The organism is Cytobacillus oceanisediminis 2691 (assembly GCF_007678455.1).
In the GTDB taxonomy this organism is placed as follows: Bacteria; Bacillota; Bacilli; order Bacillales; family Cytobacillaceae; genus Mesobacillus; species Mesobacillus oceanisediminis_A.
On sequence record NZ_VEEP01000004.1, the window covers coordinates 271,173 to 284,892 of the forward strand.

Consider the following 13,720-nt stretch of genomic DNA (forward strand, 5'->3'; position numbering starts at 1 on the left):
GCCTTTTCTTACTTTTTGGAGATGAAAACCTTCTATTTTACCTGCTTTTTCTTTCCTCCTGAGCCATCCTGCGTTCGGAGATCACCTCGGTCCGATCCCTTGTTGAGTGCCTGTGGATCAAGTCTGGATTGTCCATATCACTAGTCTTTCCCCATGTAAAACCATTCTGTTTGCATTCTTCAAGGCAAAGCTTTTTCAACTCAGCGTCAATTATGGGCAGATTGAAGCTTGTATATGGTACATTGTTGAGCAAGTTTTTTCTCCTCTTGCCGAGGAATTCGGTCAGCAGATCAGCGTCGATTCCCAAGCGGCGTATTGCCTGCATGTCTGACGAAAATAGCTCGATTGCTTTACCTAAAGTCCTAATAGCCCCTGAAAAGTTTTTCCGGCGATGGTGGTAATTAGAAACAGCGAGCAGAATCAGTGCGACCCAGATCGATTTTTTATTTCCAGCATCTGTAGCTTTCCAATATTCCTCTAAAATTTCATGGCATTCAAAATAATCCCTGTCTCCATGGAAATGGGCGAGATATTGTATATAGGAAACTGGATACTTAGTCATAATTAAACCCCCAATCAACTAACAATAGCTTAGCATATATTCCACCTATTCGTAGCATGGAAAAGCTGATTTAAAGAGGAAAATGCCCGGCTTTTGCCGGGCATTCCACAATTTTCACTGTTGCCTGGTTTTATAACCACGCTGCACCAATGATGATGAGCAAAATGAAAAGCACGATGATTAAAGCGAAACCTGCTCCGTAGCCATAGCCTTTACCATCAGACATTTAACATACCTCCTAATAGTGAAATAGCCTAATATACATTTTCAGCATATGCAGCAGGAAAGGAAATGGTTTGGGCGCTTGCGGATTTCTGAACGGAGCTGCTTCTAAATTAGTGATGGATAACATGGAGTTAATCTACTATACTTATATAATGATGCAGTTCAATATAGGAATTTTGGTGGGAAATGATGCAATATAATGTGAAAATCGAGGCCTTTGAGGGTCCGCTGGATTTACTTCTGCACTTAATCAATACTTTGGAGATAGATATTTACGACATACCGGTAGCGAAAATCACAGAACAATACTTAATGTATATTCATGCGATGAAGGAATTGCAGCTTGACGTGGCAAGTGAATACCTTGTGATGGCAGCAACACTTTTAGCAATCAAAAGCAAGATGCTGCTTCCGAAGCATGAAGAAGAGCTGGAAGATGAATTTGAATACGATCAGGAAGATGATCCCCGTAATGAGCTTGTCGAGAGATTGATTGAATATAAAAAATTCAAAGAGGCTGCCAGTGATTTGAAGTCACTTGAAGAGGAAAGAGGGCTTATGTACACGAAGCCTCCAAGTGATCTTACTGAGTACTCTAATGATAGTAAGAGCGATAACGCTGATCTTGATATCTCTTTATATGATATGCTGGGTGCTTTTCAGAAGCTTTTAAGAAGGAAAAAGCTCCAAAGGCCGATGTCCACCAAGATCGCGCGGCAGGAAATATCGATTGAAAAAAGAATGGACGAGGTCCTGACCTTCCTGAAAGAAAGCGGAACAAGGAAAAAATTCAATGATTTGTTCCCTGAATCTGACCGTGAGCATATTGTCGTTACGTTCCTGGCAATACTTGAGCTGATCAAGCGGAAGGAAATCGATGTCGAGCAGGAACAAAACTTTGCTGAAATTTATATGACATCAAGAAAGGAGTAAAGCGGTGGGAATTGTGAAGTGGAAAGGAATATTGGAGAGCCTGCTTTTTGCAGCTGGAGATGAAGGCTTGAGCCTTAAGCAAATCACCTCCGTGCTTGAGGTCGATGAAATCCAGGCCAATGAAATAATTGTCGGACTGCAGAGTGACTATGACCGGGATGAACACCGCGGCATTACCATTGTCCAACTGGCAGGAGTATATCAGCTAGCTACAAAAAAAGAACATGCTGTATACCTTAAAAAGCTGGTTGAATCGCCTGGTACCGCTCATTTATCCCAGGCAGCCCTGGAAACCCTTGCGATTGTCGCATATAAACAGCCGATTACGCGCGCCGAAATCGAGGAAATCCGCGGAGTAAAAACAGAGAGGCCGCTTCATACGCTTTCTTCACGAGCCCTGATCAAGGAAGTTGGAAGGGCAGAAGGAACAGGCCGTGCCATTTTGTACGGGACAACAAAAGAATTCCTCGATTACTTCGGCTTGAAAAACATAAACGAACTTCCGCCACTGCCGGAAAATATTGAAGAAGACGAACTGCAGGATGATGCAGATCTGTTCTTCGAGAAATTCCAGGAAACAATGGAAATGGACCAATAGCAGTTGTGCACAAAGTTTGGAATTTATGATAAAATCAAAATAATCATTCAGGAAGTGCTTTGAATGTGAGACCAGTCTTTAAAGCATTTCTTGCTACATAAGGATTTAAGAATGAATGTCCAACGGGAGGAATAACATGCTTATAAAGCAATGTGTTGGTTATGAACTTGAAAAGGAAAAATCAAACACCTCAGAGGATTTTTTCAACCGGAGTGAAGTCACTTTTGCAGAAGATGGCACAGAGAAAACCCTGCATGTATTGTATGTCAGGTATTTTGATGAGCTGGTTGGAAGCATTACTCCATTCACTGAAAACCCAGTCTTTAAAGCAGGTAATAAGGAAGTATTCATGAAGGACCTGGTAGCACTTGCAGCACTTTTGAAAAATCCGGGATACAGACATCGTAAAAGGGTATATATAAATGAACAGAAAGAGTTCGCGGAAATTTTCAAGGGCCTGGATTTCAGCAAGATTCCCGGAATTTATGAGGGCATCGAGCAAAAAGGCGCATTTGAGGTGCGCTCTCCTTTAGATTATATTGTCCAGCCGGTATAAAGGACGGAGTGCGAAGGGGATAGGTGAAAAACATCACCTTAGCTATAACAGACATGGTCAAAATCCATTGGGGGTGTCATTTTGGGGAATACAATCGTAAAAACACAAATTGAAGAAGTAAGAGAATTCCTGTCCGCTACAGTCGTTAAGCTTGAGGGCTTTCTGAATGGAACAACGCTGGAGGGCTTAAAACAGGGCCAGCCAGCTGATGAGGAATATTATAAGTCCATCCTGTCAAGTCTCCGTAAGCTTGCGGTTTATTGTGAAGAAGGGCTGGATGCCTGCAAGGTAATCCTGCAGGCCGAAGTGTTTTCAAAACCAGCAGCGGAAAAGACATTATACAGAATCTACTATCAGTGCATTGAAGAATTCTTCTCTCCAAAAAATGATGCCTGGTACGAAGACAGCCGATCCGCTTATACCGGCAAGAATGCAATCAAGTTCAGGCAGCCAGTGGCAGCTGAACTAAGCGACTTGCTCGTCAGCCTGGAAAGCGGCTTCCAGAGGATTCGTGAAGAACTTGAATACTATGAAACGGATTACCGGACAAAAATGCTTCAATCAAGATAATCTTTCTAAGGAACAGCCAATATCAGGCTGTTCCTTTTCTTATTCCAACTGCCGAAAGCAGAAGTACAGAGCGTGAACATAGAGTTAAAACACTCCTTTTATGTCATAACATGCCTTGTCCCGCATAAACTTGTACAAACTGCCAAAGGAGACGAGGGTCAATCAATGAAAAGGATTTTGATGAAACTATTAATGATCGTCACTCTGTTGATATACGGCATACCCGGAACAGTCCAGGCCTCTGTTTCCGTAAGTGCCCGGAGTGCTATTTTAATGGAACAGGAATCTGGAAGGGTGTTATTCGAAAAAGATGCGCACAAGGTGAGCAGGATTGCCAGTATTACCAAAATCATGACAGCGATCCTCGCGATTGAATCGGGCAAGTTGGATGAAATGGTAAAAGTAAGTGATCGGGCAGTCCGGGCTGAGGGATCATCGGTTTATTTGAAGCCAGGTGAAAAAATCAGGCTCGAGGACCTGGTGTATGGACTGATGCTGAGATCAGGGAATGACGCAGCCGTCGCCATTGCGGAACATGTGGGTGGCAGTGTCGATGGGTTTGTATTCATGATGAATGAGAAAGCGCAGCAAATCGGAATGACAGATACTCATTTTGCCAATCCGCATGGCCTGGATGATCATGAAAATCATGTATCAACTGCATATGATATGGCGTTATTGACTCGCTATGCGATGAATAATGAGGAATACAAGAAGATTTCGGGAACAAAGATCCACCGGGCTCCAAACCCGACAGAAACCTGGGATAGGGTGTGGAAAAATAAGAACAGGCTCCTGACAGAAAAATACAAGTACAGCACAGGAGGGAAAACAGGTTATACAAAACGGGCAAAAAGGACGCTGGTATCTACTGCAAAAAGAGGCGACTTTGAAATGATCGCCGTCACTCTCAATGCACCCGATGATTGGAATGACCATATCCAGATGTTTGAAACGGCATTTTCCGATTATGATATCGCGGAAATTCTTTCGAAAGGTAAAGTGGATGGAATCAAGGAATCTCAATATAAAACCAAAGTCTATCTGGACCATTCCTTTGTTTACCCGCTTACTTCAGAAGAAGAAGAACTAGTGAGGGTTGAATATCGATTAAAAAAACTGGGGAAGGACCAGCGTGATCTGCAGAATCAGAAGATTGCCGGCCGGGCAAATGTTTTCCTTGATGATAAACAGATTGCCAGTTTGCCTGTTTATTACAAACTTGAAGAAAAAGAGCAAAAGTCATTTTTTGATTTTTTTAAAAATATTTTCACATCAATAGCAGGGGTCAAGGATCATGGTTAACTATATCTGGGTCGTAATGATCTTAATTGGCCTGGGATTTGCGATGATCAACGGCACAATGACAGAGGTGAACGAAGCGGTCTTTACAGGGGCGAAGGAAGCGATCACGCTGAGTATCGGCTTGATCAGCATCCTTGTTTTCTGGCTGGGCATGATGCGGATCGCTGAGGATTCAGGATTATTGTCCAAGCTTTCCAGCTTATTTAAGCCATTTATCTCCAGGCTGTTCCCGGAAGTTCCTCCAAGCCATCCTGCGATGGGCTATATCCTTTCCAACATGATCGCGAATATGTTTGGTCTTGGGAATGCGGCTACACCACTCGGAATCAAAGCAATGGAAGAACTGAAAGAGTTGAATGATGGGAAAAACGAAGCCAGCCGTTCGATGATCACCTTCCTGGCGATCAATACAGCGAGTATTACTCTCATCCCGACCACTGTAATTGCGATCAGGATGAATTATGATTCCGCAAATCCAACAGATATAGTGGGACCTACCCTTGTGGCAACTGCGGTTTCAGCAGTTGCAGCGGTACTGATTGACCGGTTCTTTTACTATAGACGGAGCAAAAAGGGGTAAATCAAAATGGAAATTGTATCCGCAATATCACTATGGTTCATCCCTGTCTTGATCGCTTTCATCCTGATTTATGGAACGTATAAAAAAGTCCCCACATATGAAAGTTTTGTAGAAGGGGGCAAGGAAGGGATCAAAATGGCCGTCTCCATCATGCCGTTCCTGGTAGGGATGATGGTCGCAATCGCAGTCTTCAGGGCATCGGGAGCACTTGATGTGATGGTGAGCTGGATTCGTCCCGGACTGGAGATGGCAGGGATACCTGCTGAAATCGTTCCGCTCGCGCTGATCAGGCCAATTTCAGGGACAGCGGCACTAGGAATAACGAGCGACCTGATTAGTGTCCATGGACCGGATTCATTTATTGGTACCCTTGCTGCCACACTGCAGGGAAGTACGGACACTACCTTTTATGTCCTCACTGTATATTTCGGTGCGGTTGGGATCAAAAAGATGGGTGATGCTCTCAAAGTCGGCCTCCTTGCTGACGCAGTGGCAATTATAACAGCAATCATTGTTGTGACATTAATGTTTTCAAAATAAGATATACGAATATGCAAAAAGAATAGTCAAATAGAAAATAGAGAAGCTTAGAATATATAATGTTCTGAGCTTCTCTATTTTTGTTAGCAATTAGGAACGTTTCCGCTCTTTTTGAATTCCCCACCCTTTTCTGCCTGCCTGTAATGTAATATTTTAACATAGGGAACTCCATGTTTATGTTCCTTTTTTAAATATGGACATAGCTTTGTTTAAAGCTGGATTTTCGCCAATTTGTGACCAAATCGACATTAGGAAGGTGAAGTTAGGGAAACAATGTTAAAAAAGTATTAACATTCCCGATTTATTTTTCGCTTTTTACACCATTGCTTACTTTGAAATAAGCGAAAGTTATGTCATAATTCATAAGGATGGATTAGATATTTACATAACCCACGGTTAATTGATATTAATTAGGAGTGACCTTCATGGAAAGACTGCAAAAAGTGATTGCTCATGCAGGAATAGCATCGAGAAGAAAAGCCGAGGAAATGATCCTCGAAGGCAGAGTCAAGGTAAATGGCAGTGTAGTCAAAGAACTTGGCCGCAAGGTGACTTCCTCTGACCGAGTCGAAGTGGATGGAGTACAAATTGAGGGTGAAGAACCGGTATATTTCTTGTTCTATAAACCTCGCGGAGTCATTTCAAGTGTCCAGGATGACAAAGGGCGAAAAGTCGTGACTGACTTTTTCCAGACCATCGAACAGCGCATATATCCTGTAGGGCGGCTGGATTTTGATACATCGGGCCTGCTTTTGTTGACGAACGACGGGGAATTCGCGAATTTGCTCATGCATCCCAGCAATGAAATTGACAAGGTTTATGTTGCAAAGGTTAAAGGGATTCCGTCGCGAGAAAAGCTGACAAGCCTGGCGCGAGGCATTATGCTCGAAGATGGCAAAACCGCACCGGCAAGAACCAAGATGCTGAGTGTGGATAAAAAGAAAGATACTGCTATTGTTGAAATCACGATTCATGAGGGTCGGAACAGGCAGGTCAGAAGAATGTTCGAGGCAATTGGCCATCCTGTATTGAAACTCAAACGCGAAAAATACGGATTCCTCACTTTGAATGGTCTGAGAACGGGGGAAATCAGGGAGCTTACACATCACGAAGTGAAACAGCTGCGTGTATTGGCAATGAAAAAATCCTGACTTTTCAACATGTAAATAGGTATAATGATATAATAAGGGAGAAATACGGTGGGAGGTTTAGGGAATGAAAAAAAAACGACTAATCACTCGGACAATCATTCTCGCAGTAATGGCTTTGGCTGTCGGTTATACCCTATATGCCAACATGAATAAGGATAAGAATCACAAAATCGTAGTTGGGAAACCTGCTCCAGACTTTGTCCTCGTTGATATGGAAGGCAATAAGCACAGGCTTTCTGAATATAAAGGGCAAGGGGTGTTCCTGAACTTCTGGGCAACCTGGTGCAAACCTTGCGAAAGGGAAATGCCTTATATCGAAAATCAGTACCAGCAGTTCAAGGATCAGGGTGTACAGGTGCTTGCGGTTGATTCAGGTGAAACAGAGCTGGTTGTCAACAGATTCATAGACCGAAAAGGACTGAGTTTCCCTGTCATGATAGACGATGGAGCAGTCCAGGCAGCATACGGAATCAATCCGCTTCCAATCACTTTTCTGATTGACAAAGAAGGCAATGTAGTGAAAAGTCATACCGGGGAATTAACTGAAGAAACAGTCCGTGAATTCATGGAACAGATTAAACCTTAAAGTAAGGGGAACAGGGAGTTTTTACTATGAAAGAAGTAAAATGTGAGTGCGGCCATGTCAATCCGCAGGGAACGATCCTTTGTGAATCTTGCGGAAGAGTGCTTGAGGAAAAAGAGAAAGAAAAGCAGCTTCTTGACATGCGCTATGAGGGAAGCGCCCGTCGTTCACAAACTTATAACAAGACGATAATCGATAAGATCTGGAATTTCTTTTCATCGGTGAAAGTGGGGGTATGGCTGATTGTCATCCTCCTGATTGCATCTTCATTAGGGACAATTTTCCCGCAGGAAATGTACATTCCGCCTGTAATGCCTGCCTCGGAATACTATGAAGAAAAATATGGCTGGCTTGGCAAGCTTTATTATGATCTTGGATTCCATAACTTATACAGTTCCTGGTGGTATTTGATCCTGATCGCTGCTCTTGGCATTTCACTTGTAATTGCTAGTCTTGACAGGGTGGTTCCATTATATAGGTCCCTGAAAAAACAAAGGGTATCAAGACATGAGAGTTTCTTGAAACGCCAGAGAATGTTCAGTGTGCATGAAGCTGAATTGTCCGGTGAGGGAACGGAGAAAATCAAAGGGAATTTAGCGAAAAAGGGATATAAACTGCGTGAGGAAAACGGTGATCTCCTTGCTGAAAAAAACCGCTTTTCCAGGTGGGGGCCTTATGTTAACCACCTCGGCCTGATCATTTTTTTGATTGGCGGTATGCTCCGCTTCGTACCGGGAATGTATGTAGATGAAATTCTTTGGTTAAGGGAAGGCGAAACGAAATCGATTCCTGGTACTGAAGGACGTTATTATCTGAAAAACAATCAATTTATCTTCGAAGTATATGACAAGGATAAAGATGAGAAAGTCTTCAAGGATGCCATCAATAAGGTTGGTACGGTTGTTAAAAACTATCAGACGAATGCCACTCTATACGAGAGGCAGGGGGATATTGTCCCTGGAGAAAAACCTGAGCTTGAAAAGGTCCGTGACCAGGCGATTCAGGTTAATAAGCCTTTGAAAGTAGATGGTTACGCCCTGTACCAGGTGGATTATAAGCTTGGTGAAATGAGCAAGATGGCATTCAAGCTCGAGAATAAAAAGACAAAAGAACAATTTGGCGATGTCCAAGTAGATTTATATGATCCTAAAATGAACTATGATTTAGGAAATGGATACAAGGTTGAAGTCATGAGCTATTTCCCGGATTTTGAGTTCAATGAAGATGGGGAGCCTGCGACGAAATCACGTATTCCAAATAATCCTGCCTTCATCTTCAAAATGTTCACCCCTGAAAAGCCGGATGGCGAAGTCAGCTTCGTTGCGATCAGGCAGAATCTTGAGCCTTTAGGCGAAAATGATTACAAGATGTCATTTGCAGGAATCGAAACGAAGAATGTAACGGCCCTGACTGTCAGAAAAGACCTCACACTGTGGATTATCGGTCTTGGAGGATTGATCTTCATGATCGGCGTCGTCCAGGGTGCATACTGGAACCATCGTCGCCTATGGTTAAGAAGAATCAATGGCCAGATTTGGACAGCCGCTCACACAAATAAAAACTGGCATGGTTTGAAGAGGGAGCTTGATGATGTCTTTGCTGATTCAGGAATCGATGCTCCAGAAGACCAGGACGCCGAAGATAAAAAGGAGTAAGGAGGGAATATAATGGTTGAGTTAAGTTCGAACTTTCTGTTTACAGCTTTTATCCTCTATTTAGTCGGTATTTTGTTTTTTGGGGGAGCGATCAAGGATAAGAGACATGCCGATAAAAAAGGTGGCCCGAATAGATGGGCAAAGATTGGGATCATTGTAACGATTGCAGGTTTCCTCTCCCAGTTGACATTTTTCATCTTAAGATGGATTGCATCCGGCCACGCGCCGGTCAGCAATCTGTTTGAGTTTACGACATTCTTCGGCATGTCATTGGTAGGCGCCTTCATCATTATTTATTTCATGTATAAAACGCCATTGCTGGGCTTGTTCACACTGCCGGTAGCTGCTTTGATCATTGCTTATGGAAGCATGTTCCCAAGGGATGTCACACCATTGATTCCGGCATTGCAGAGTTATTGGCTTCATATTCACGTAACCACTACAGCGATCGGGCAGGCAATCCTGGCAGTGAGTTTTGCTGCCGGCCTGATTTACCTTGTTAAAAGTGTAGACCAGACGAAGAGAACCAAAAGTAACATCTGGCTGGAAGTTGTCTTGTTTGGGTTGATCAGTACACTCGGATTTGTGTTTGTATCAAGCTACTTTGCAGCAACGGACTATTCAGCGAACTTCAACTATGTAAATAAAGAAGGTCAGCCTGCGACAGAGAAATACACGATTCCTGCCATCGTTGGACCTCATCAGTATGAACTTACTGACAAAAATCGTTTTGAACCAATGTTCGAGACACCTGCCATCATCAGTGCGAAGAAATTGAATACGGTTATTTGGTCACTTGCGGCGGGTATAGTATTATATGCTTTAATTAGACTTATCCTGCGTAAGCGCGTAGCAGCTGCCCTTCAGCCTTGGACGAAGAATATCAACCTGGATCTTGTGGATGAAATCGGCTATCGTTCCGTGCTGATCGGATTCCCGGTCTTTACGCTCGGAGGCCTGATTTTTGCCATGATCTGGGCACAAATTGCCTGGACAAGATTCTGGGGTTGGGACCCGAAAGAGGTTTGGGCACTGATCACCTGGCTGTTCTATGCAGCGTTCCTTCATTTGCGCCTTTCAAAAGGGTGGCATGGAGAAAAATCAGCATGGCTTGCGGTCATCGGTTTTATCATCATCATGTTCAATCTTGTAGCGGTTAACCTTGTTATCGCAGGACTGCATTCATACGCAGGTTCCTGATTTGTGTCAAAATATTGACAGCCTTCACTGTTTTAAGTGAAGGCCTTTTTTAAAAAAGCATGGAAAGAATACTCTTGTTTATGTAAAATAATCGCAGGGAGGGATATACCTTATGGAAAAAGAAGTGAAGATTTTAGTAGTTGATGATGAAGAAAGAATCAGAAGATTATTGAAGATGTATCTTGAAAGAGAGAACTATATAATTGATGAAGCAGAAGACGGAAATGAAGCGCTGGCGAAATCGCTTGCAAACGATTACGACGTCATCCTGCTTGATTTGATGATGCCTGGGAAAGACGGAATCGAGGTTTGTCGTGACCTTCGTGAAAAGAAGTCGACTCCTGTCATCATGCTCACAGCTAAAGGTGAGGAAGTGAACAGGGTACAGGGGTTCGAGGTTGGAACAGATGATTACATCGTTAAACCATTTAGCCCGCGTGAGGTGGTATTGCGTGTCAAGGCAATGCTCCGACGTTCTTCCAGCACTAGCTACCTGCAGACTGAAACGACTGCAAAAGATGTGATTGTTTTCCCTCATTTAACCATTGATAATGATGCCCATAGGGTTTTAGCAGATGGCAAAGAGGTTAGCTTGACTCCTAAGGAATATGAATTGCTTTATTTCCTTGCAAAAGCTCCGGATAAAGTTTTTGACAGGGAGCAATTATTGAAGGAAGTATGGCATTATGAATTCTTTGGTGATTTGCGCACAGTAGACACGCATGTAAAAAGATTACGTGAGAAGTTGAATAAAGTATCTGAACAGGCTGCTAAAATGATTGTTACAGTCTGGGGGGTTGGCTACAAGTTCGAGGTAGTCAATGAATGATGTTTTGGCGAAGCGTAGTAGGTAAGCTTTGGATTACCATTCTTTTGCTCGTTTCATTCGTATTGTTCATCCTGACAGTCATGCTGATGGAATTCTTTGAAAACTATCATATAAATGAGACTCGTAAAGATATGACCAATACGGCTGAAAAAATCGCCAGGGTGCTTGAAGACCACCCTGGCAACGAAGAAGGTCTAGGCCTTGAGATCGCATGGGAAATGGTCGATGACAATGCAAGGGTCACGGTCATCAGGGATCAAAATACTTATTTTTATTCCCCTGGCAGTGAGGAAGCAGCTCATGTGCCGATATCCTTTTTTACAAAAGACAAAGATCTTTCTGAAGTTTTCGAAAGAGACAAGACAGTGGATATTATTACTTCATTGCCCGGTGTTTCTAATAAGGTAGATGATACCCAATATTTAATGATTGGGGTACCGCTGCATCAGTATGAAAAAGGAAATGGCGCTGTTTTTATTTATCAGTCCTTAGCTGTCATGCAAGAAACAACACGCCTGACCACGAAATTCATCCTGCTTGCAGCAGGTGTTGCGATTGTCCTTACGACCATCTTTGCTTTCTTCCTATCGACAAGGATTACCTCTCCATTAAGGAAAATGAGAGAGGCGGCCTTTGAAGTCGCCAGGGGTAAGTTTGACACTAAGGTGCCGATCCTCACCCATGATGAAATTGGCGAATTAGCCACGGCCTTCAATCAGATGGGCCGGCAGCTGAAATTCAACATGAACGCACTGAGCCAGGAAAAGGAACAGCTGACAAGCATCCTCAGCTCTATGGCGGATGGGGTAATCACCTTCAATCGCGACGGTACGATCCTGATTACGAATCCTCCTGCGGAGATTTTCCTTAGATATTGGTATTATGAGCAAGGCCTTGCATCAGAGAATACAGATGCAGTCCCTTCCGAAGTCATGGAGTTATTCCAGCTGGCAGTCAATACGGAGAAAGAACAAGTTGGCGAAATCACTGCCCAGGGAAGGACATGGGTCATCATTGTCAGTCCCCTTTATAATAAGCGGTTCATCCGTGGTGCAGTGGCCGTAGTAAGGGACATGACCGAGGAAAGAAAGCTCGACAAAATGAGGGAAGATTTTATCGCAAATGTTTCGCATGAACTGCGAACACCGATTTCGATGATGCAGGGGTACAGTGAAGCGATTGTCGATGATATCGCCCAGACAGATGAAGAGAAGAAGGAAATGGCTAAAGTCATTTACGATGAGTCCCTCAGAATGGGCCGTCTCGTTAATGAACTCCTTGATTTAGCCCGCATGCAAGCAGGACATATCCTGCTCAATGTGGAGTCAGTCGAATTGGAACCATATATCAACCGGGTCATCCGCAAGTTCCAAGGTCTTGCGAAGGATAAAGGAATTGACCTGTCTGCACAGCTTGAAGCAGAGGAACCGCACTTCCGCTTTGACCCCGACAGAATCGAGCAGGTACTGACGAATCTAATCGATAATGCCATCAGGCATGTGCCGGATTCAGCGGCAGTTGATATCAAAGCGAGAACCGACGAACGCGGCTTGTATTTCGAAGTCAGCGACCAGGGGCCAGGCATTCCTGAAGAAGACTTGCCGTTCCTGTTCGAACGCTTTTACAAGGGTGATAAGTCAAGAACACGAGGAGTTTCCGGAACGGGTCTGGGACTGGCTATCGCCAAAAATATCATCGACGCACATCGAGGTATTATCTCTGTAAAAAGCAAACTAGGACAAGGTACGACATTTTCCTTTTTCATCCCTCGAAATATCGAATAACTTGCCGACTATTCTTGATTCACAAGGAACAATGATTGTTCCCGCAAGAGGCTGCCCAAATCTCATCAGATTGTGGCAGCCTTTTTGTATTTTCATCAGCTTATTTCGATCCGTTTTATTCTGGTGTTCGCGTATTGCTCTTGGCGAAGGGGATATTGTCCCACTGCCGGACAGGACCGGGAAAGGATCAGGAAAAGTGTCCGTCATCCAGGCTATGATGGACAGAAATAGCGAAGAATTCTGGAAAAATGTCCGTCATAATGGTGATGACGGACGGAAATACCGGAGAATCCTGCAAAAGTGTCCATCATAAAGGTGATGACGGACGGAAATAGTGAAGAATCCTGAAAAAAGTGTCCATCATAATGGTGATGACGGACGGAAATAGCGAAGAATCATGAAAAACTGTCCATCATGAAGGTGATGACGGCCAGAATTAGCAAAGAATCCAGGAAAAGTGTCCCTCGTCTACGCGCTGACGGACAAAAACACTAAAAAAGCAAGAAAAAGTGTCCGTCATGTATTCAACCACTCACTACAAGACAAATATATTTCCCTTCGGAAAAACCCTTTCATTTCCAATCTAAAAATAATATAGTTAATATGAAACTTTCTTATCTATTTTACGACTAATCTAATGAATGCGGAG

General features: G+C 43.4%; 15 protein-coding genes. 13 read left to right on the forward strand and 2 right to left on the reverse strand.

All coding sequences use genetic code 11. The annotated features are described in order from the left end of the window. Nucleotides 1-37: 37 nt before the first annotated feature. Together FS736_RS10510 and FS736_RS10515 are read right to left on the reverse strand one after the other, a co-directional pair. On the reverse strand, nt 38-562 hold the full coding sequence (locus tag FS736_RS10510) for a DUF309 domain-containing protein (protein WP_144476623.1): 525 nt from the start codon (nt 560-562) through the stop codon (nt 38-40). Between the two features lie 130 nt (nt 563-692). Further along, nucleotides 693-788 carry a YjcZ family sporulation protein gene (locus FS736_RS10515; RefSeq protein WP_144476626.1) on the reverse strand — a complete coding sequence of 32 codons (96 nt, stop codon included), beginning with the start codon at nt 786-788 and terminating at the stop codon, nt 693-695. Nucleotides 789-976: 188 nt separating this feature from the next. Between FS736_RS10515 and FS736_RS10520 the strand changes: the two genes are divergently transcribed. The 13 genes from FS736_RS10520 (at nt 977) to FS736_RS10580 (ending at nt 13,071) form a co-directional block, all read left to right on the forward strand. Next, nucleotides 977-1,720: a segregation/condensation protein A gene (locus FS736_RS10520; protein WP_144476942.1), complete on the forward strand. Its 744-nt coding sequence runs from the start codon at nt 977-979 to the stop codon at nt 1,718-1,720. A 4-nt stretch (nt 1,721-1,724) separates the two neighbouring features. Further along, nucleotides 1,725-2,318: an SMC-Scp complex subunit ScpB gene (scpB, locus tag FS736_RS10525; protein ID WP_144476629.1), complete on the forward strand. Its 594-nt coding sequence runs from the start codon at nt 1,725-1,727 to the stop codon at nt 2,316-2,318. Between the two features lie 136 nt (nt 2,319-2,454). Further along, nucleotides 2,455-2,874, forward strand: a complete 420-nt coding sequence (locus tag FS736_RS10530) for a hypothetical protein (RefSeq protein ID WP_144476632.1) — start codon at nt 2,455-2,457, stop codon at nt 2,872-2,874. 81 nt (nt 2,875-2,955) lie between these two features. Further along, the gene (locus tag FS736_RS10535; RefSeq protein ID WP_144476635.1) at nt 2,956-3,444 is read left to right on the forward strand and encodes a YpuI family protein; all 489 of its coding nucleotides are present in this window, start codon (nt 2,956-2,958) and stop codon (nt 3,442-3,444) included. Between the two features lie 165 nt (nt 3,445-3,609). Next, nucleotides 3,610-4,749, forward strand: a complete 1,140-nt coding sequence (locus FS736_RS10540; RefSeq protein ID WP_144476639.1) for a D-alanyl-D-alanine carboxypeptidase family protein — start codon at nt 3,610-3,612, stop codon at nt 4,747-4,749. Further along, nucleotides 4,742-5,329, forward strand: a complete 588-nt coding sequence (locus FS736_RS10545; protein ID WP_144476642.1) for a nucleoside recognition domain-containing protein — start codon at nt 4,742-4,744, stop codon at nt 5,327-5,329. The genes FS736_RS10540 and FS736_RS10545 overlap by 8 nt, the downstream gene beginning before the upstream one ends. 6 nt (nt 5,330-5,335) lie before the next feature. Then, complete coding sequence (locus FS736_RS10550; RefSeq protein ID WP_144476645.1) at nt 5,336-5,869, forward strand: spore maturation protein; 534 nt, start codon at nt 5,336-5,338, stop codon at nt 5,867-5,869. 425 nt (nt 5,870-6,294) lie between these two features. Continuing rightward, nucleotides 6,295-7,020, forward strand: coding sequence for a 23S rRNA pseudouridine(2605) synthase RluB (gene rluB, locus FS736_RS10555; protein ID WP_144476648.1), 726 nt, complete (start codon nt 6,295-6,297; stop codon nt 7,018-7,020). Nucleotides 7,021-7,084: 64 nt separating this feature from the next. Further along, nucleotides 7,085-7,606 carry a thiol-disulfide oxidoreductase ResA gene (resA, locus tag FS736_RS10560; RefSeq protein WP_144476651.1) on the forward strand — a complete coding sequence of 174 codons (522 nt, stop codon included), beginning with the start codon at nt 7,085-7,087 and terminating at the stop codon, nt 7,604-7,606. A gap of 26 nt (nt 7,607-7,632) precedes the next feature. After that, nucleotides 7,633-9,258 carry a cytochrome c biogenesis protein ResB gene (resB, locus tag FS736_RS10565; RefSeq protein WP_144476654.1) on the forward strand — a complete coding sequence of 542 codons (1,626 nt, stop codon included), beginning with the start codon at nt 7,633-7,635 and terminating at the stop codon, nt 9,256-9,258. A 12-nt stretch (nt 9,259-9,270) separates the two neighbouring features. Next, a complete protein-coding gene (ccsB, locus tag FS736_RS10570; RefSeq protein WP_144476657.1) occupies nt 9,271-10,458 on the forward strand; it encodes a c-type cytochrome biogenesis protein CcsB in 1,188 nt (395 codons plus the stop codon). A gap of 112 nt (nt 10,459-10,570) precedes the next feature. Next, the gene (locus FS736_RS10575; protein ID WP_079509602.1) at nt 10,571-11,287 is read left to right on the forward strand and encodes a response regulator transcription factor; all 717 of its coding nucleotides are present in this window, start codon (nt 10,571-10,573) and stop codon (nt 11,285-11,287) included. After that, nucleotides 11,284-13,071 (forward strand): ATP-binding protein, encoded by a 1,788-nt coding sequence (locus FS736_RS10580; protein ID WP_144476660.1) that lies wholly within the window; start codon nt 11,284-11,286, stop codon nt 13,069-13,071. Before FS736_RS10575 ends, FS736_RS10580 begins: the two co-directional genes overlap by 4 nt. The last annotated feature ends 649 nt before the right edge of the window (nt 13,072-13,720 follow it).

Coding starts and splice junctions, on each gene's coding strand:
- FS736_RS10510 (WP_144476623.1), bottom strand. CDS start 562: ATGACTAAGTATCCAGTTTCCTATATACAATATCTCGCCCATTTCCAT.
- FS736_RS10515 (WP_144476626.1), bottom strand. CDS start 788: ATGTCTGATGGTAAAGGCTATGGCTACGGAGCAGGTTTCGCTTTAATC.
- FS736_RS10520 (WP_144476942.1), top strand. CDS start 977: ATGCAATATAATGTGAAAATCGAGGCCTTTGAGGGTCCGCTGGATTTA.
- FS736_RS10530 (WP_144476632.1), top strand. CDS start 2,455: ATGCTTATAAAGCAATGTGTTGGTTATGAACTTGAAAAGGAAAAATCA.
- FS736_RS10540 (WP_144476639.1), top strand. CDS start 3,610: ATGAAAAGGATTTTGATGAAACTATTAATGATCGTCACTCTGTTGATA.
- FS736_RS10545 (WP_144476642.1), top strand. CDS start 4,742: ATGGTTAACTATATCTGGGTCGTAATGATCTTAATTGGCCTGGGATTT.
- FS736_RS10550 (WP_144476645.1), top strand. CDS start 5,336: ATGGAAATTGTATCCGCAATATCACTATGGTTCATCCCTGTCTTGATC.
- rluB (WP_144476648.1), top strand. CDS start 6,295: ATGGAAAGACTGCAAAAAGTGATTGCTCATGCAGGAATAGCATCGAGA.
- resA (WP_144476651.1), top strand. CDS start 7,085: ATGAAAAAAAAACGACTAATCACTCGGACAATCATTCTCGCAGTAATG.
- resB (WP_144476654.1), top strand. CDS start 7,633: ATGAAAGAAGTAAAATGTGAGTGCGGCCATGTCAATCCGCAGGGAACG.
- ccsB (WP_144476657.1), top strand. CDS start 9,271: ATGGTTGAGTTAAGTTCGAACTTTCTGTTTACAGCTTTTATCCTCTAT.
- FS736_RS10575 (WP_079509602.1), top strand. CDS start 10,571: ATGGAAAAAGAAGTGAAGATTTTAGTAGTTGATGATGAAGAAAGAATC.
- FS736_RS10580 (WP_144476660.1), top strand. CDS start 11,284: ATGATGTTTTGGCGAAGCGTAGTAGGTAAGCTTTGGATTACCATTCTT.